Origin of the sequence: Halorubrum zhoui, assembly GCF_051194155.1 — an archaeon.
GTDB lineage: Archaea > Halobacteriota > Halobacteria > Halobacteriales > Haloferacaceae > Halorubrum.
On the sequence record NZ_JBLZNJ010000008.1, the window covers coordinates 33,638 to 52,595 of the forward strand.

An 18,958-nucleotide genomic window follows, 5' to 3' on the forward strand; every position below is an offset into this window, starting at 1 on the left:
TTAGTCGGTGGTGACGTCGACTGCCGTCGGCGGGTCGGCGCGGACGCCGTCACGGGCGTCCCACGCGGCGAACGTGCGCGCGAGTCGAGCGAGCGCGGCGAAGACGCCCTCGACGGTGTCGCGGGTGGAGACGGCCGTTTCGAACTGGTCGAGCCAGCCGAGCTGAGCGAGCGTGTGCGCCTGGAGCGCTCGGACGCGGTCGAGACCCTCCATATCGGCGGCATCGTCGGGCTCGTCGTCGAGCATCGTCGCCTCGCGTTCACAGAGCGCGCGCATGAACTCGAACTGCGCGGCGAGATGATCCGGGATGCCGTCTCCGCGTTCGGGGTCGAAGCCCGCCGCAGCGTACAGCCGTGCCATCTCGGCGGCCGGGTCGCCGAGCAGCTCGCCCGCCTCGCCGGCGGTGTGGTGTCGCGAGTCCGACTCGAACGTCTCGCTCGGGTCGACGGCGTGTGCCGAGGCGAACGGCGGTACGTAGTGGTCGCCGGGGACGACAAAGAGATTATCGTAGCCGATCGCCAACGCGTCGGCGTCGACCGCATCGCCCGCGCCGAACCCGCAGAGCGCGTCGGTGTCGACGGCGACCGGAAACGCGTCCGCGAGCGTGACGTACGTTCCGGCTTCGAGTGCGCGGGCGACGGTCGTCGCCTCTCCGTCGAAGGTGGCTGCGAGCAGGCCGTAGACGCGGGCCCGTGCGTCCGCCATCGAGCGGTCGTCCGGCGGCACGTCGCCGCCGATCGGCCGTTCCTCGCCGTCTGAGGACCGGCTCACAGCCGCTCCACCTCGACGAAGGCGTCGTACTGGGCGTTGCTCCCCCCGACGAGGTCCGAGAGGCCCGTGTCGCCGAGCGCGTTGTCGAGCGGCTGGATGTGGTTGATAGCGAAGCCGGCGTCGCGACCCTTGGCGTACCCGGCCTCCTCGTGCATCGGCACGTCGAACCGGTACTGGCTGTGACCGTCGACTTCGGCGGGCTCGCGCGTCTCGCCGTCAATCGTCTCCGGAGTCGCGCCATTCGCGGTCCGCCCCCACCCCCACATCGCGCCGACGACACCGGGGCGGATGCCGCCGGTGACCATCGCGACGCCCTCGACGGTCCGCCGCCCGGCGTCGATGGCGATGTCGTCGCCGTTCTCGATGCCACGCGTCTCGGCGTCTTGTGGGTTGATCCACACCGGGTTCTCTGGGCGCGTCTCGCGGAGCCACGGGCTGTTCTGGGTGCGGTGCATCCCCTGGTTGCGCGGCTTCCAGTTGATCAGCCGGAGCGGCAGTCCATCGTCCGGCGTTTCGCCGACCGGTGCCTGGACTGTCCCGTCGTAGTGCTCGACGTCGTCGACGCGCGGAAGCGGGTCGAATCGCTCGCCCGTGTACGAGTGTTTGCCCGTCGGGACGGCCTCGCTGTAGAAGTCGACGCGCGACTCGAGCTTGTAGCGCATGTGCTCGCCCTCGTAGGCGTTCGAGCCGTCCGCGCGCTCGGCGTAGTCGTAGTCGTGCCCGTTCCGTGCGAACTCGCGTTCGTAGTCGTCTGCGGGCTCCTCGAAGCGTCCGCCACGGTTCAACACGGTGACCACCTTCGCCCACTCCTCGTCCGTGACCGCCGCCTGCCATCGCTCTATGTCGAACGCGTCACCGAGCCCCTTCTCGTGGCTCGCGCGGAAGATCCGTCGTTCCTCGGCGCTCGCGTCGGGCACCGGGTCGCGGTCGTACGCGACGTTTGCCGCCAGCTTCAGGTAGAAGTCTTCGGCCTGCTCGAGCGGCCACGCGTCGCCCTCCGCGTCGACGATCGCGTCCTCGCCGACACCCGGGAGGTCCAGCTCCTTCCACAGGTCGATCAACACGTCCTCGAACGGCCGCGCGTCCGGCACGACCGAGATCGCCGGCTGACTGATCTTTTCGTCTGCCAGCCGCTTGTTCGGGTACGTCCCGAAGTTCTCCCACCGCTCGAGGTACGTCGGCTCCGGCAGGATGTAGTCGGCGTACTGGCTCGTCTCGCCGATGACCGTATCCGAGGCGACGATGAGCGGGATAGCGTCGGTGTCCTCGAGGATTGGCGGTATCTTGTCGCCGCCGGCGGCCGCCATCACGTGGTTGTTCGAGTACGGCCGGATGAACAGCGCCTCGACGCCGTACGGGTACGCGTCCTTGGCGCTGCCGTAGAGCTCCTGTGTCGCCTGTGGCGGGGCGACGGGGAACCACGGCCGCTTCGCCGGGTAGCCGTCGTCGCGCTCGAACAACGTCGTCTCCTCGTAGTTCACCCCGCCGCGGAGGATCGGGATCCCCCACGACTGGTTTGCGTCGGGGACGGTCGCGAGGTCGTAGCGGCCGCCGGTGGTGGCGAAGCCCGCGTACGGCGTGATCTGTCCGCCCTTCCAGTCGTAGTTGCCGATGAGGTGTTGGAGCGTGGCGATCGCCCGCGTGCTGTAGAACCCGTTGCCGTGTTTGGCCGGCCCGCGGTACTGCATGATCGCGGTGCGCTTGCCGTGGCTCGTGAACTCGTCTGCGAGCTCGGCGACCTGCTCGGCCGGCACCCCGGCCATATCCGCGTACTCCTCGACGGTGTGTTCGTAGACGCGCTCGCGATAGAGGCTCCAGGCGCTGCGGACGGCGGTACCACCGACGCGTACGTCGACGTCAAGCACGGCCGTGTCGACCTCGCTGGCCGGACGGGGATCGCCCGTGTCGGCGTCGACGACCACGTAGTCGTCGGCGGTCGCTGCGTCGGCATCGACCAGCCCAAGGTCGGCGGCTCGCGCCTTCGGTCTCGCCTCCTCGTCGACGAGCACGAGGTGCGTCGCGTCGCTCCAGGTCGGCTCGTCGTCGTCCGCCGCGGCCGACTCGGCGGGGTTCTGCAGGTAGCTCACGTCGTGCCGGTTGTGCTCGAGGATCCACCGCGCCATCCCGAGCGCGAGCGCTCCGTCCGCGCCGGGTTCGACGGGCACCCACGTGTCGGCCTTCTCGGCGGTCTTCGACAGGCGTGGGTCGACCACGTCCATTCGCATCCCGTCTTGAATGGCGTTCGTCAGCTTCGGTGCGAGCCACGTCGGTCCCTTGTTGGCGACCATCGGATTGGTCCCCCACACGAGGAGGTACTCACAGTTCTCGACGTCCGGGTACTGCCGCTTCTTTTTCGCGTCGTGTGAGCGGACGTTCCCCATCACGCTCGAGACGCCACAGACGCCGGCGTGGTGGATGCTGTTCACCGAGCCGAGCCCCTGGTGCCAGAGCCGACTCCGGATGAAGTTCCGGCGAAAGCCGCCCACGTCGACGATCTGGTTGGCCTTCGGGCCGAGGTCGGGGTGGTCGGTGTCGATGAGGTCGTCGCCCCACTTCTCGTCGAACGCGGACTGCGTCATGTCGCCGTCTTGGACGGCCTCCCAGTCGCTCATGACGGCGTCTTCGGGCGCGTACCCCCACATCGACTCGAGTCCGTCGTGCCCGAGCTCGTCGTCGCCGCCGACGATAGCCGCGATCGCCTCCTCCCACGAGATCGTCTTCCACTCGCCCGAGCCGCGCGGGCCGACGCGTTTCATCGGCTTGCGGACCCGGTAGCTGTCGAAGGCGGTCTGGATGCCGGCCTGCCCCTTCAGACAGATCCGGCCCCCAGAGAGCGCCCAGCGGTCGTCGGCGACGTCACCGGTTCCCTCGAGGTCGCCGGTCGCGACCGCCTCGGGATCGCTCTCGTACGGCACCTGTGCGAACGGCTGGGTGGTCAAGAACGAGTACGGGTTTCCGGCGAGCTTCCGCACGAGCGAGCTGTACTCGCCGGTACCGCTGCCCTCGTCGAGTCGCACCTTGATCGGACAGAACGTGTTACACTGTCCACAGGTCGTGTGGATGACGTCTTCGGCGCCGTACTCGCCGTAGTCGTCGCCCACGTAGTGGTTCGTGTCGTCCGTCCACAGGTCGCCGATGTCGGCGTCGACGGCCGCCCCGCTGGCGGCCGCGACGACCCCGATGCTCCCCGCGGCCTTGAAGAAGTCACGTCGCGATACACCCGTCCCGTCGTTGCCGTCGTCAGTGCTCATTCGTGGTCACCTCCTGCGAGTGGCGTCAGCGGAAGCAGCTCTGCACCGATGGTGAAAAGCAGCAGGCCGACGCCGATGATGCCGATACTCGTCGCCCACTCGACGAGCGTCGGGAAGTACGACCCGTGTGGGAGTCCCTCCATCACGGGAAGAATCTGTGCTGGAATCACGATGTTGAACCGGACCGCGACGACGCCGATCACGACGAGCAACCCGGCGAGCGTCATGATCGGTGGACTCCGACGCCACGACCGCTTGCTCAACAACACCATCGGGAACACCCAACTGCACCCGACCATGAACCACCAGAACGACCACGACATCTCACCGAACAACACGATGAGCCACGTCTCGACCTCGTGCGGGTGGAGGCTGCTGAACGCGATGAGCCCCTCGACTGCGGTGAGCGCGACGTCGATGACGATGAACGCGATGAGCAGCTGGGCGAGCTGTTCGAGCAGGTCGGCATCGACGCGCTCGCCGTCGAACAGTCGCGTCCGGAGCACGTACAGCATCATCACCAGCGCCGTCCCACTCAACAACGCCGAGATAATGAATATCACCGGGAACAGACCGCTGTTCCAGTACGGCCGCGCCTTCGAAACCGCGAACAGCACGCCCGTGCCGCCGTGGACGGTAAAGATCGCCAGCGGAATGCCGACCATGCCAGCCCGTTTGAGCCACCGAGTGTCGAACGCTCGCGAGGCGTCGCCCGTGTCGGTCCGACCGAGCGTGAGCAACTCGTAGAGCTTCGCGCGGGGCCCCTCGAGTTCGGTCGCGAGCCGTGCGAGGTCGATCCGCATCGAGAAGTACAGCTCCGTGACGAGGATGCCGATGTACGCCACGTACGCGTGCACCTCCCACGAGAGCGCCGAGGTGAACTGCCGCCAGATGAACGGGTAGTACATCCGGTCCATCCGACCGAGGTCGATCCAGACGAACAGCAGGGCGACGGCCATACTGATTATCGCGGCGAAGAGGGCGTCGCGGTCGATCCGGTGCATCTTGCCGACGTCGAAGACGTTCGCGAGCGTGCTCACGAGAAAGGCCCCCGCAGAGAGGCCGACGAAGTAGATGTAGAAGGCGACCCACGCTCCCCACGGGACGATGCTCGTGAGGTTCGTGCTCGCCATTCCCTGTGTCAGCCGCAGGTAGGCGGCGTAGGCGCCGCCTGCTACGAGCAGGCCGACGAAGGCGTACCACGCGACGCGAAGCCGCCCGTCTTCGAAGCCGGGGGAGAACTCGAACGCAGTGTGTTTGGTTGCCATGGGTTCACTTGAGGTAGTAGACGTTGGGGTCGGTCCCTTCCGCCTCTTTCAGCTGCATCGCTCTGGTCGATTCGGCCATCTGTGCCACGTCGCTCTCGGGGTCGTTGAGGTCGCCCATGTTTCGGGCGTCACCGATACACGTCTCGACGCAGGCGGGTTCTTCCCCGCGTTCGAGGCGGTGCGTACAGAAGCTACACTTTCGAACGTTCCCGATGGGCGAGTCGCCCTCGGTCCGTTTGCCCCGGTCGACGCCGTACTCTGGGCTCGTGACCTCGCCGGCCTCGTCGACCTCGTCGTCGTAGTTGTCGCCGAAGTCGAAGTATCGCGCCCCGTACGGGCACGCGATGATGCAGTACCGGCAGCCGATACATCGGTCGTAGTCGATGTTTACCACGCCGTCGTCCATCGAGTACGTCGCCGAGACCGGGCAGACCTGCACGCACGGCGGATTCTCACACTGCATACACGGGCGGGGGACGTTCGTCCGCGTGACGTTGGGGAACTCGCCGTGTTCTTCTTCCATGACGACGTTGTACGAGACGCCCGGCGGCGTGCGGTTCTCGGCCTTACACGCGACCGTACACGAGTCACACCCGACACACTTCTGTAAGTCGATCACCATCCCCCACTTTTCGTCACCGACGCCGATTCCGGACTCGTCTCGTTGTAACGCCGACTCCGATGTGACGGAGTCCATCGACCCAACCGAGCAGCTTAGCGACTCGGCGGTCGGCGACGAGATCGTCTGGTCGCCCGAGTCGACGGCCGGATTCGGCGTTGCCCGATACTCCTCGCCGAACTCGGACGCTGCGGCCGCGTCGTGTTTGTTCCAGAAGTCGTCACCCGTTAGTTCACCGCGTGCGACGCGCTGGGCGTCTTCGGCCATCTCGATTCCGAGGTCGGTGTCGGCGTCGACGTCCGCGAGCTCCTCGCGCGGGTCGACCCGCTCGTTCTCGACCATCTCGTCGAGGTCGGCGCGGTTCACGTTCGGGACGCCCGGCAGCGGTTCCGAGCGGTCTGCACTACTCATCGCCATCACCCCAGTGTCCGTCGACGGGGGCCGACCGGACGGGTTCGTCGTTCATACACAGAATCGTACGGACCGTCCTCCCCAAAGCGTGCTACCTAAATTGTTTGTACCGGCTCGAGATGCCGAGATACCCCACCATCCGGCTACCAATACTGTTTGGGACACACCGGTCGCCGCAGTTCGACCGGTCGACAGCGGCCAGCAGGACAGTTTATGTGGAATGACGCACAAGCCGGGCGCATGTCATCGTCGCACCGACGCCCCAAACGGGCCCTGCTCGATTTCGCTGGGGATACCGAGACGAGTCCTCACGCTGTACCGGCATGAACTGGATCATCGTTCTCTCCGTCTGCCTCCGGCTGATCGGTGTGGGTTACTCGCTCACGCTGCTCTCGCGGACCCGCGACCGTCGGTTCGGCTTCCTCACGCTTCTGCTCTCGTTCATGACGCTCAGACAGGCGTTGACCATGCAGACGACCAGTGCCGGCCTCGAAGAGCTGCCTGGGCTCGTGGTGAGCGTCCTGACTATTCTCACGGTCTACTACCTTTCGACGTACGTCGACGAGGAGGCGACGATCAAAGCGCAGCTCCAGGAGGCGAACGAGCGGCTCCGCGGCTTCCGGAAGGCGATCGAACATGCCGGCCACGCTATCTTCCTCACCGACACCGAGGGGACGATCGAGTACGCGAACCCGGCGGTCGAGTCGGTCACCGGCTACGACCGGTCGACGGTCGTCGGTGAGAATCCGAAACTGTGGCAGTCGGGTGAGCACGACGACGAGTTCTACGCCGAGCTCTGGGAGCAGATCGGCGAGGGCACCGTCTGGGACGGCGAGATGGTCAACCGGCGCAAGTCGGGCGAACGCTGCTGGGTCGACACGACGATTGCACCCATCACGAGCGAGGATGGCACCGTCGAGCGCTACGTCGCCGTCGAACACGACGTGACCGAACGACGTAACCGCGAACGACAGATCGAATCCCAGAACGAACGACTCGCGTCGCTCAACGCCACCAACGAGGTGCTCCGAGACGTCAACCGCGAGCTCGTCGCCGCATCGACACGAGACGAACTCGAACAGGCCGTGTGCGAACAGTTCGCTGCGGCCGACCCCTTCGACGTCGCCTGGATCGGCGGTCGTGGACTCGTCGACGACACCGTCACGCCCCGGTCGTGGGCGGGAACCGACGCCGAGACGCTCGAAGACCACGTCGAGTCGCTCTGTGCCGCCACGCCGACGCCGGCCGAGGTGGCCGTCGACGAGGGGACGCCGGTAATAACGCACGTCGAATCGCCCGCACTCGGTGAGTCCGACGCGTCGAGTGCGGTCGTCGTTCCACTCGCGTATCGCGGCGCCGAGTACGGCGTCATCGTCGTCGTCGCCACCGACGCGGACGCGTTCGACCGGATCGGGCGGGCGGTGTTCGCCGAACTCGGAGAGACCGTCGCGGACGCAATAAACAGCGTGGAGAGCGAGCAGACGCTCGCGTCCGACCGCGTCACCGAACTCGAGTTCGAGCTGACCGGCATCTCGGAGCCGCTCGCGACCCTCGCTGCGACGCTCGACTGTCACGTCGAACTCGAACACGTCGCCGCAGACAGCGGCGAAGCACACGCCCAGTACGTGGCGGTCGAGGGTGCAGCACCGGCGGCCGTCGCCGACCACGTCACGGCGGCCACACACGTCACCGACGTCCAGCACGTGTGTACGTACGACGAGCGCGCGGTGTTCAGGCTCGCCGTCGACGACACCTCGCTCGTCTCGACGCTGGCGCAGTACGGTGCGAGCATCGAGTCGCTGGCGCTCACCGGAGGCCGCGGCCGCCTCCGCGCGCAGGTCGCCAGCTCGAACGACATCCGGACAGTCGTCGACGCGTTCACGACGGAGTACGACGGCCTGAGTCTCGTCGCCCAGCGGGAGACCGAACGAGACGTTCAGACCGAAGCCGCGTTCCGAGCGACGCTCGAGTCTTTGCTGACCGATCGCCAGCGGGAGGCGGCACAGACGGCCTACTTCGCGGGATTCTTCGAGTGGCCACGGACGCACAGCGGCAGTGACGTCGCCGAGATGATGGACATCTCACAGGCGACGTTCACCCAACACCTGCGAGCCGCAGAACGAAAACTCTTCGAGGAACTGTTCGGCGGGACCGTCACGAATCAGCTCGAACTGACGCGGACGGCCGTGAGCTGACGCGTGACGACCCGTGACGATTGGTGCGTCGCGGCGACCGGCCGGCACCGGCGTACGCCTTGACGACACAGTCAGGCCGTGGTACGCCGACCGCAAAAAGAGCGTGCGTCGGGCCCCTGCCACCGCGCGTGCTCACTCAGCGCGATGCTGAGGTGAGCATGGACATCGTTTGTGCGGTGATCCAGCGGGTCGTTCCCGAACCCGCTGCCGCCGACTGCGGCCACGGCGCACCCGGCAGCCGTCGCCTCGTATCTCACATCGGCTGTCGGCGGCCGTAAGTCAGCGTCCGCCACACCCACTCGACCGGGCCGAATCGGAATCGACGGAGCCACACCACCGAGAGGGCGACCTCGGCGACCCAGAACGCGACCACGAGGCCGAACGCCACGGATCGACTCACCGATCCGAACAGGCCGAGTCCGTGGCCGTAGAACACCGTCGTCGCCACGAGGCTCTGGAGGAGGTAGTTGCTGAACGCCGTCCGGCCGACGGCTGCGAACGCTCGCGTGAGCCGCCCGTTTGGTCTGGCTCGCACGTAGAGAGTGACGGCGCCGACGTACCCGCCCGCGACGAGGAGGCTGCCGACGTAGTTGAACTGTCTCCAGAACAGCGCCGCGTCGGCCCGCCACGCGTTCGCTTCGATGTACCACACCCCGGCGAGGACGACCGCGACCCCGACGACCCCGCCGACGACGAGCCAGCGGTACAGCCGAGTGGTCCGCTCGTTGGTCAACACGCCCCACTTGTACAGTGCCATTCCGAGGAGGACGGTGCCACCGACCCGCCAGAACGTGCTCCCGAGGAATCCGGTCGTCTGTCTGGAGAAGGCCGTCGGCACGCGGTGGTCGAGCTGTTCGATCCAGCCACTCCGGTAGGTGGCGACCTCGGCGCGGAGGGCCGCCTCGGACGGCGCCCACTGAGCGGCGATCGCCTGGCCGCCGACGGTGAGACCGGCGAACACCTCGAGCAACGGAACCACGAGCAGTAAGACCGTCGCGAGGCCGGCCAGCGCCCGCGGCTCCCAGTCGCGGACGGCGATCAGCGCGAGCCCGCACAGTCCGTAGGCGACGAGCACGTCGCCGTACCAGAGCAGGTAGGCGTGTCCGAGGCCGATGACGATGAGCCAGACGGTTCGCCGGTAGTGGAGCCGCAGTGCCGGCTGTCCCTTGCGGCGTTTGTGGTCGACGAACAACAGTATGCTGGCGCCGAAGAGCGCAGAAAAGAGCGTGATGAACTTCAGTTCGGCAAAGACGTGTCCGATGAGCCAGACCCAGTAGTTCACCCCGGTGAAGTCGCCGTAGACGGTCGGGTTGAGCAGCGTCGTCTCGGGCATCGAGAACACCCGGACGTTGATGACGAGGATCCCGAGCACGGCTACGCCCCGAAGTACGTCGAGGCTGACGATTCGGTCTGCCGGTGGGGTCGGCGCGGGGACGTCGGCGTCGCTCACAGGTGTGTTCTGAGACCCAGAACCGAATAGCTTCGTGATTGCATCGAGAGACACCGACGGCCTTCAGCGCTCGCGGGTCATCCACTCGCTCGCCTGTGGCTCGCCGGGATCGGTCCGCACCTCGACGAGCGACGGCCCATCGCGGCTCCGGGCCGACTCCATCGCCTCGGCCAGGGACGCCTGGGTGGTCACTCGCTCGGCGTGTACCCCCATCCCCTCGGCGATGGACGCGAGGTCGAGAGCCGTCTCACCCCAGCCGTACGCCTGATCCGGGAAGTCGTACGAGCGCGCCGCCTCCTCGCTGATGATCGCGTAGTCGTCGTTGTTCAACGCGACCACTGTGACGTCGATCGCCTCGGCGGCGAGCGTGTGGAGTTCGTGGATACACATCATGAGCCCACCGTCACCGGTCAACGCGACCACCTCTCGGTCCGGAGTCGCGAGCTTCGCGCCGATGGCTGCGGGCAGGCCGGTTCCCATCGTCGCCCACGACCCGGGGTTGACGTACGCGGTCGGCCCGGCCGCTGGAAACGAGACGAGCGTCCACAGCCGGAAGCCACCGGCGTCGGCCGACACGACGGCCTCCGACGGGAGGACCTCCCGAACGGTCTCGAGGACCTCGACCGACCGAAGCGGCGCACCCTGGTCTCGGTCGGCGGCGACCGCCGAGAGCCGGTCCCGGTCAGCTTCTCGGACGGCTTCGGCACGCGCCTCACCGGGTGACGTTGACTCGCTCCCCGTCGCGTCGTCGGCGGCGAGGCGCTCGTCGACTGCCGTGAGAAATCGATCGGCGTCGGCGACGACGCCGAGGTCGGTCTCGTAGCCGAAGCCGACGTCGTCGCCGTCGAGCGTCACGTGCACGAGCGTCTCCGGCATCGATACCGACCACTTCGCGGTCGCGACCGCGTCGAGGTCCGACCCGACGACGAGTCCAACGTCCGCCTCGGCGAGCAGCGCGCGGAGCTCCGTGCTCGCGCCCCCACAGAGGACGCCCGCCGAGAGCGGGTGCGTCTCGGGGAGGACGCCTTTGCCCTTGTACGTCGTCACCACCGGCGCGTCGAGTCGCTCGGCGACGGTCCGAAGCCGGCTCGTGGAACCAGATCGCCTGACGCCGCCGCCGGCAACCACGACGGGGGCCGTCGCCTCACGCAGCACTGCACACGCGCGGTCGACCGCGCCCGGCTCGGGCGCGGGAGGCGCAGCCGGTTCGCGGACCGGTGGCGTCGCCTGCGGTGTGCGACTCGCGAGTACGTCTTTCGGAATCCCGACGCGCACCGGCCCCTGCGGATGCTCACGAGCGGTGCGGACCGCCTCGGTGACCGCCGAGACGGCCCCCGCGGGCGACTCGACGAGGACGTTGGCTTTCACGACCGTGTCGTACGTCTCCGGCGGAGTCTCGTGAATCCCGTCGCCGCCGCGGACGTCGGCTTCGGTCTCGACCGCGAGGTGAATCAACGGGACACAGTCGTTCGTGGCGTTTTTCAGCCCGTTGGTCGCGTTCATGTCGCCGGGGCCGGGGACGACGACGGTCGCGGCCATCGCTCCGGAGCCGCCGGTTTCGGCGTATCCCCACGCCTGATGCGTGACGGCTGTCTCGTGACGGGCGACGACGAACCGCGCGTCCCGGTCGGCGAACGCCCGGTTAAACGGGAGCGTCTGCTTGCCGGGGATCCCGAACGCCGTGTCGATCCCGTGGTCCAGCAGACAGTCGACGACCGCCTCGCCGACGGTCGGCTGCGTGGTATCGGTGGACATACCCCGAGGTCGACGGACCCGATGTTGAATCCTTCGCTCCGATGGAGGACACGCGGGGTGAACGGTCACGCTGCAAGCGTCGTCTCGCGAACGCGAACGCCCTTTCGAGAGAGGTGTTGCATCTGGCGACGGGCGAACGCTTCCTCGGTGCTGCCGCGCGTCGCGAGCACGTAGACGAGCGCGGAGCCCGCTGGACGCATGGTACGGCCCACCCGCTGGGTTCCCTGCCGTCTGGAGCCGCCGAGCCCCGAGGCGACGATCGCCAACTCGGCGTTCGGGAGGTCGATCCCCTCGTCGCCGACGCGCGACACGACGAGGACGGCGAGTTCGTCCTCGTCGTCTCGAAACCGCCGAAACAACGTCGAGCGCTCGGCGTGGGGCATCTCACCGCTGACGAACGGCGCGGCGATCGCGTCTGCGATGGCCGCGCCGTGGTCGAGGTACTCGACGAAGACGAGAGACCGCTTGTTCGGGTGTTCGGCCAGCAGATCACGGACCTCCGCGACCTTCGTGGGGTTCTCAGCGGCGAGCCGACGTCGCTCGCGCCCGTCGGCGCTCGTGTACTCGTTGCGTGCGAGTTCGTCGCGCCACGGGACGTACCGGATCTCGACTTCCGGCTCCTGGACGAACCCCGCATCGAACAGCGCGTCCCAGTCGGCGCCGATCGGTGGGCCGATCAGCGTGTATATCTCCTCTTCGCTGCCGGTCTCTCGAACCGGCGTCGCCGAGAGCCCGAGGCGGTGTTTCGCCTGCAGTTCGGCCGACCGCTTGAATACGGGCGCGGTGATGTGGTGACACTCGTCGAAGCAGATCAGCCCCCACCGGCGGGAGTCGAACAGCTGTCGGTGTCGGTCCATCCCCGCCGTCTGGTAGGTCGCGATCGTGATCGGTCGGATCGTCTTCTCGCCGCCGTGATACTCGCCCACGTCGCCGGAGTCGACCGTCGAGTGCGTCTGCAGCGCCGCCCGCCACTGGTTGGCGAGTTCGCGCGAGGGGACGAGTATCAGCGTCTCGCCGCCGACGGCCGCGATCGTCGCGATCGCGGCGACGGTCTTGCCCGACCCTGGCGGACCGACGTACACGCCGGCACGCGTCTCGAGGAATCGATCGACCCACGTCTCCTGGTAGGGTCGGAGCTCGGTCGAACACGCGATCTCGACGGGATCGCCGGTCTCGAGCTCCCGGTCGTCTTCGACGGGGTAGCCGGCGTCGTAGAGGGTCCGTTTGACGCTCGCGACCGCGTCAGCGTCGACCCACGCCTCGGTATCCGAGATCGGGGCTCTGAGCTCGCCGTCCTCGAGGTGGCTCTCGGCGACGTTGCTCAACAGCGACGCCGTGGCTGCCTCGAGCACGACGTAGTCGTCCTCGTGGGTGTACAGCCGAAACTGGTGTGCGCGACCCCACTGGTCGCGTACCCACGACTCGAGGTGTTCGAACCGTCTCGGCAGCACCGACCGTAGCCGCCCGACGAGCGCGTCGACGTCGGCGAACGGCGCCGCCCACACGTCTTCTTGACGGATTCGATAGAGGTACCCACGGGTACCGGGCTCGGTGCCGGTGGTGTCGACGAGCCGGGCGACCTGTGAGAGCTGTGCGCGGGTGAACTGCGTTGGGTGGTCGACGACGATCTCTCGCCGACTTGGAAACACGACGATTCGCTCTCGGTTCGCCAGCCGGCCCCACTCGGTCGGATAGTACACCACTGGGTCGGCCTCGACGTCGAGCCGCTGTGCGTCCTCGCGCTCGGCGAGCCCGTCGAGCGCGTCGCGGGCGACAGCCTGCGTGGTCCCGAGACGCCTGGCGATCTGGCTGGCAGTCGCCACTGGGCGCTCCTCGGCTTCGAGTGCCTCGTGAAAACGGTCGAGGTCGACGGCGACGTCACCGTCGCGGTCGGCGTCGTCGCGCCCGGCGGTGCTGTCGTCTGTCATCGGTGACGTTTCGGTCGCGAGACGAATATGCGTAGCGTCTGCCCCCGAGGGCGCAGCGCCGTTCGGTCCCGCCGCGGCTCAGCGACCCTGCGGAGCGCCGCGACAACCCCGCGTCGTGATCGCCCGTTTCGACTGAAATCGGCAGCCGCAGTCGGTACATCGCACTGCCGAGTCGCCGGCGTCGGTCGTCAGCCGGTGGCCGCCGACGACGAACGGGCGCGGGACGGTTCGTGGGCGGATCTGTTCCGGGATACGCGTCTCTGCGGACTCACTCAACGCGGCGCGGACCGCGATCGTGTCGACGTCGACGCGGTCGAACCGTCCCGCCTCGAGCGCGACTGACCGGTCTGCGACCTCTGTCCAGGCGGTCACCACCACCGGCGAGGCCGTCTCGGTGTCGGCGACGACGACCACGAACCGGATCCCGTCTTCGACGACCGCGAACCGCCAGCCGTCGGTTCGGTTCCACCGAAGCTGCCCACGACGGATCGCGGCGCTCACCGTTCGCGTCGAAACGTACCGACCGGGCTGTCTGAGTCGTTCTCGAAAGTGGTCGGTGAGCGCGTACAGTCCGGGGTCGCGAAGCGGCGGGTCCTCGGGGGTTCGGCGCGTGGGTTCGTCCGGACGACCCGGGTCGGCGGACCGAGCCGGACCGCCAGGTGCGTCCGGTCGCCACGGCTGGCGATATCGATACGCCGACGACGGCGTCGACGCGGGCTGGGCGCCTCGCGTCGTCTGGTCGCCGTCGGTCGGCACGGTCGATGGCTCGGTCCGACGCGTCGCCGATCCGGGCTGGGAGCCCCAGTCGCTCCCCGGCCCGCTCTGTCGGGATGCCACTACCTACCACCTGTAGGGGAATCCATATGTGTGTTGTGGCGCTGTCGACCGTCGCGCCGCCCGGTCGTCCCAAGACGGCCGTGGCTCGGCGTATGGTTTATATCACCGGCTGTGTTAGCGCAGGCTATGCCGCAGTGTGAACGAGACGGCCGTGGCTCGGCGTATGGTTTATATCACCGGCTGTGTTAGCGCAGGCTATGCCGCAGTGTGAAATGTGTGGTGCCGAGCAGGCCTCGCTCACGACGACGAAGGTCGAAGGCGCCGAGCTGGAGCTGTGTAGCTCCTGTGCGGACTTCGGAACGGAGGTCCGCGAGGAGCCGTCGAGCACCAGCGGAAGCAAGTACTCGACGAGTTCGAGCAGTGGAACTCCATCGAGCGGCTCCTCGTCGGGTGGCTCGTCTGGTGGTGAGAGCAGCGACGGGCGCCGTCGTCGCGACATGTTCGACACGATGGACGAGATCGCCACCGACTACGACGACCGGATTCGATCCGCACGAGAGGCCGCCGGCCTCAGCCAGGAGGCGCTTGCGGACGACCTCAACGAGAAGGCGAGCCTGATCCGGAAGCTCGAACGCGGCGACACTCTCCCGACCGACGACATCCAGCGGAAACTCGAGCGCGCACTCGACATCTCGCTCGTCGAGGGCGAGGAGGTCGACGCCGAGTGGGAGACGAGCGACGCCGGGACGATGACGCTCGGCGACGTGGTCAAACGAAAGGAGTGACGCCGCGGTACTCCCCCGCGAGACCGCGACGTCCGGTCTCACACCCTCGCGTCGTCTGGCGGCGTCGACGCTCCGTACCGCTCCGTCAAGTAGTCGATGACGTCGTCGACCGTCTCCGGGTCGTAACTCCAGAAGCCGTAGAAGCCTCCCGGCTCGCGCTCTTCGGCGAGTAACACGCACTTCGCCGTGTCGAGGCCGCCACCGTCGTAGGCGACGAACCACGTCTCGCGTATCTCGGCGGTCTCACCGATGTGTACCGTGTAGTGGTCTGCCGCCGGCGGGTCGCCCTCCGCGGCGGCGTACGCGTGGACGTCGAGGTCCGCCTCGCCGCCGAGTGCGTCGTAGATGTCGTCTTCACCGGTCAGCACGTCGAGCGTCTGGAACCCGGCGTGTAACTCGCCGTCGCCGACGCGCCAGGCCCGGTCTTCGATTTCGCGCGAGGCGGCGACCATGTCCGCGCGCGCGTACGAAGTGAACAACGTCTCATCGAGGCGGTCGAGGATCGGCTCCCCGACGCGGTCTCCGTCTGCGCGCTCGCTCGGCGACGGCAACAGCTCGTCGGTAGAGACGGCGGTGACGAACTCCCCGTCGCGCTCTAAGACGGCGTATCCGCTCGGACCGTGCGTGGTCCGTTCACCGACGACGGCGAGGTTCCGGTCCGCGAAGTGGTCTGTGAGCGTCTCCGCGACGGCCGGGTCGGTATCGAACACGGTCAAGGTGGCCTCTCGGGCCTCGACGCCGGCGATGATCTCGATCAGGGACATGAGAGCGACGACCGTGGGTTCGCGGTCGTGTGACGGTATCTCGTGCGATGGATATAAGAGTGTGTTCACTGCGAGCGCTCCGTCCGGGCGTCGAGTGCAGCCGGTGACGAACGATCAACCTATGGTACTCCTGACCGAGTACCACCTGTATGTTCATCCTGGTGAACCTCAAGGCGTACCCGTGTGATCCGATCGAGGTCGCGACCGCCGCCCGCGACGTCGCCGACGCCGCTGGCGTTCGCATCGCCGTCTCGCCACAGGCCGCCGACATCGCCCGCGTCGCGGAGACGGGCGTCGAGACCTGGGCACAACACGTCTCGCCGAACGACCACGGCTCACACACCGGCTCGACCCTCGCCGAGGCCGTCGCCGAAAACGGCGCGGTCGGGACGCTCATCAATCACTCGGAGAACCGGCTGAAGCTCGCCGACGTCGACGCCTCGGTTCGGGCGGCGGAGCGAGCCGACCTCGAGGCGGTCGTCTGTGCGAACAATCCGGCACAGGTCGGCGCGGCCGCGGCGCTCGCGCCGGACGCCGTCGCCGTCGAGCCGCCGGCGCTGATAGGCGGTGACGTCTCGGTCGCCACGGCCGACCCGGGCATCGTCGAGGACGCCGTCGACGCGGCTGCGGCGGTCGACGGCGACGTCGACGTCTTCTGTGGCGCCGGCGTCTCCACCGGGGACGACGTCGACGCCGCCGGCGAACTCGGTGCGTCCGGCGTCCTGCTCGCGTCCGGCGTGGCGAAGGCCGACGACCCCGAGGCGGTGCTCGAAGACCTCGTCGCCGGGGTGTGACGGCGGCCAGTCACCGGACCCGTCACGCGACTCCCGCGGAGGTGCGTTTGCGGGTCTGTATAAATACATCGGTGTGAGCGGTTCACACGATCGACAAAATCGATAGACTGCGCCGACCTCGACTCGACCGGCGTTTCGGCGCGTCTAGTAACCTTTAACCGACACAAGCCGGTAATCGTAGGTAAGATGGCGACCAACAAGATCCTCGGTATCGACCTCGGTACCACCAACTCCGCCTTCGCGGTGATGGAGGGCGACGAGCCCGAGATCATCTCGAACGCGGAGGGCGATCGGACGACGCCGTCCGTCGTCGCCTTCTCCGACGACGGCGAGCGGCTGGTCGGAAAGCCGGCGAAGAATCAGGCCGTCCAGAACCCCGACCGGACGATCCAGTCGATCAAACGCCACATGGGCGAGGACGACCACACGGTCGCGATCGGCGACGACGAGTACACGCCGGAGCAGATCTCGGCGATGATCCTCCAGAAGATCAAACGCGACGCCGAGGAGTACCTCGGCGACGACGTCGAGAAGGCCGTAATCACGGTCCCCGCCTACTTCAACGATAAACAACGGCAGGCGACGAAAGACGCCGGCGAGATCGCGGGATTCGAGGTCGAACGCATCGTCAACGAGCCGACGGCCGCGTCGATGGCGTACGGACTCGACGACGAGTCAGATCAGACCGTCCTCGTCTACGACCTCGGCGGCGGGACCTTCGACGTGAGCGTCCTCGACCTGGGCGGTGGCGTCTACGAGGTCGTCGCCACGAACGGCGACAACGACCTCGGCGGCGACGACTGGGACGAGGCGCTCATCGACCACCTCGCCGACGAGTTCGAGAACGACCACGGCATCGACCTCCGAGAGGATCGACAGGCGCTCCAGCGGCTCAAAGACGCCGCAGAGGAGGCGAAGATCGAACTCTCGAACAAGAAGGAGACCACCGTGAACCTCCCGTTCATCACCGCGACCGACAGCGGTCCCGTCCACCTCGAACAGTCGGTCACCCGGGCGACGTTCGAGAACCTCACGGGAGACCTCCTTGAGCGGACAGTCGGGCCAACCGAGCAGGCGCTCTCCGACGCCGGCTACTCGACGGGCGACATCGACGAGGTCATCCTCGTCGGCGGGTCGACCCGAATGCCGCAGGTCGTCGACAAGGTCGAAGCGCTGGCTGGCCAGGAGCCGAAAAAGAACGTCAACCCGGACGAAGCGGTCGCGCTCGGCGCGGCGGTCCAGGGCGGGGTCCTCTCCGGCGACGTCGACGACATCGTGCTGCTCGACGTCACACCGCTCTCGCTCGGCATCGAGGTGAAAGGTGGGCTCTTCGAGCGGCTCATCGAGAAGAACACCACGATCCCGACGGAGGAGTCGAAGGTGTTCACCACGGCGGCCGACAACCAGACGTCGGTCAACGTCCGCGTCTTCCAGGGCGAACGCGAGATCGCAGACGAGAACGAGCTCCTCGGCGCGTTCCAACTCACCGGCATCCCGCCGGCGCCCGCCGGGACGCCACAGATCGAGGTGTCGTTCAGCATCGACGAGAACGGGATCGTGAACGTCGAGGCCGAAGACCAAGGCTCCGGCAACGCCGAGTCGATCACCATCGAGGGGGGAGCCGGCCTCTCTGATGAGGAAATCGAACAGATGCAAGAAGAGGCCGAAAAACACGCCGAAGAGGACGAAGCGCGCCGCGAGCGCATCGAGGCGCGCAACGAGGCAGAGACGACGATCCAGCGGGCAGAGACGCTCGTCGACGAGAACGAGGAGGACCTCGAGGCGGACCTCGTCGACGACATCGAGGCGGCTATCGAGGAGGTCGAGGCAGTGCTCGAAGACGACGACGCCGAGACCGACGCGATCGAGGCGGCAACCGAGGCGCTCACCGAAGAACTCCAGGAGATCGGCAAGCAGATGTACCAAGAGCAGGCCGCACAGGCCGGTCCGGGTGGCGCAGCGGGCGCCGGCCCCGGCGGCATGGGCGGGATGGGCGAGGCGGCCGGTCCCGGTGCCGACGGCGGTGACGACGAGTACGTCGACGCCGACTTCGAGGACGTCGACGAGAACGACGAGTAGTCGGTTACGACGGCCACCGGGCACTGCGCGGTGGCGAAGACGAGCCGGGAGCACTGTGACGCCACGCGACCCGAGGCCCGAAGCGACGCGCGGTGTGCGAAGACGCACCAG

General features: G+C 67.5%; 13 protein-coding genes. 4 read left to right on the forward strand and 9 right to left on the reverse strand.

Translation table 11 applies throughout. The annotated features are described in order from the left end of the window. The 4 genes from ACNTAO_RS11635 to ACNTAO_RS11650 are packed head-to-tail and all read right to left on the reverse strand — an operon-like array spanning position 1 to position 6,320. The gene (locus ACNTAO_RS11635) at positions 1-771 is read right to left on the reverse strand and encodes a TorD/DmsD family molecular chaperone (protein ID WP_435162191.1); all 771 of its coding nucleotides are present in this window, start codon (positions 769-771) and stop codon (positions 1-3) included. Further along, positions 768-4,022, reverse strand: coding sequence for a molybdopterin-dependent oxidoreductase (locus ACNTAO_RS11640; RefSeq protein ID WP_435162192.1), 3,255 nt, complete (start codon positions 4,020-4,022; stop codon positions 768-770). The genes ACNTAO_RS11635 and ACNTAO_RS11640 overlap by 4 nt, the downstream gene beginning before the upstream one ends. Next, entirely contained in the window at positions 4,019-5,290 is a 1,272-nt protein-coding gene (gene nrfD, locus ACNTAO_RS11645; protein ID WP_435162193.1) for an NrfD/PsrC family molybdoenzyme membrane anchor subunit, read from the reverse strand. The genes ACNTAO_RS11640 and nrfD overlap by 4 nt, the downstream gene beginning before the upstream one ends. 4 nt (positions 5,291-5,294) lie before the next feature. Continuing rightward, positions 5,295-6,320 (reverse strand): 4Fe-4S dicluster domain-containing protein, encoded by a 1,026-nt coding sequence (locus ACNTAO_RS11650; protein WP_435162194.1) that lies wholly within the window; start codon positions 6,318-6,320, stop codon positions 5,295-5,297. A 368-nt stretch (positions 6,321-6,688) separates the two neighbouring features. Here ACNTAO_RS11650 and ACNTAO_RS11655 point away from each other — a divergent pair, with 368 nt between their 5' ends. Beyond that, positions 6,689-8,515 carry a bacterio-opsin activator domain-containing protein gene (locus tag ACNTAO_RS11655; protein WP_435162195.1) on the forward strand — a complete coding sequence of 609 codons (1,827 nt, stop codon included), beginning with the start codon at positions 6,689-6,691 and terminating at the stop codon, positions 8,513-8,515. A gap of 253 nt (positions 8,516-8,768) precedes the next feature. On the opposite strand, the gene ACNTAO_RS11660 is transcribed toward ACNTAO_RS11655, so the two are convergent. From ACNTAO_RS11660 to ACNTAO_RS11675, 4 genes are all read right to left on the reverse strand, one after another. Then, positions 8,769-9,965, reverse strand: a complete 1,197-nt coding sequence (locus ACNTAO_RS11660; protein WP_435162196.1) for a DUF418 domain-containing protein — start codon at positions 9,963-9,965, stop codon at positions 8,769-8,771. Between the two features lie 63 nt (positions 9,966-10,028). After that, positions 10,029-11,720, reverse strand: coding sequence for a thiamine pyrophosphate-binding protein (locus ACNTAO_RS11665; protein WP_435162197.1), 1,692 nt, complete (start codon positions 11,718-11,720; stop codon positions 10,029-10,031). Positions 11,721-11,785: 65 nt separating this feature from the next. After that, a complete protein-coding gene (locus ACNTAO_RS11670) occupies positions 11,786-13,648 on the reverse strand; it encodes a DEAD/DEAH box helicase (RefSeq protein WP_435162198.1) in 1,863 nt (620 codons plus the stop codon). A gap of 78 nt (positions 13,649-13,726) precedes the next feature. Then, complete coding sequence (locus ACNTAO_RS11675; RefSeq protein WP_435162199.1) at positions 13,727-14,485, reverse strand: hypothetical protein; 759 nt, start codon at positions 14,483-14,485, stop codon at positions 13,727-13,729. Positions 14,486-14,682: 197 nt separating this feature from the next. Between ACNTAO_RS11675 and ACNTAO_RS11680 the strand changes: the two genes are divergently transcribed. Next, positions 14,683-15,210 (forward strand): multiprotein bridging factor aMBF1, encoded by a 528-nt coding sequence (locus ACNTAO_RS11680; protein WP_435162200.1) that lies wholly within the window; start codon positions 14,683-14,685, stop codon positions 15,208-15,210. A 38-nt stretch (positions 15,211-15,248) separates the two neighbouring features. On the opposite strand, the gene ACNTAO_RS11685 is transcribed toward ACNTAO_RS11680, so the two are convergent. Beyond that, on the reverse strand, positions 15,249-15,974 hold the full coding sequence (locus ACNTAO_RS11685) for a DICT sensory domain-containing protein (protein ID WP_435162201.1): 726 nt from the start codon (positions 15,972-15,974) through the stop codon (positions 15,249-15,251). 149 nt (positions 15,975-16,123) lie between these two features. Between ACNTAO_RS11685 and tpiA the strand changes: the two genes are divergently transcribed. Then, positions 16,124-16,768 carry a triose-phosphate isomerase gene (gene tpiA, locus ACNTAO_RS11690; protein WP_435162202.1) on the forward strand — a complete coding sequence of 215 codons (645 nt, stop codon included), beginning with the start codon at positions 16,124-16,126 and terminating at the stop codon, positions 16,766-16,768. 186 nt (positions 16,769-16,954) lie between these two features. Beyond that, positions 16,955-18,847, forward strand: a complete 1,893-nt coding sequence (gene dnaK / locus ACNTAO_RS11695; protein ID WP_435162203.1) for a molecular chaperone DnaK — start codon at positions 16,955-16,957, stop codon at positions 18,845-18,847. The last annotated feature ends 111 nt before the right edge of the window (positions 18,848-18,958 follow it).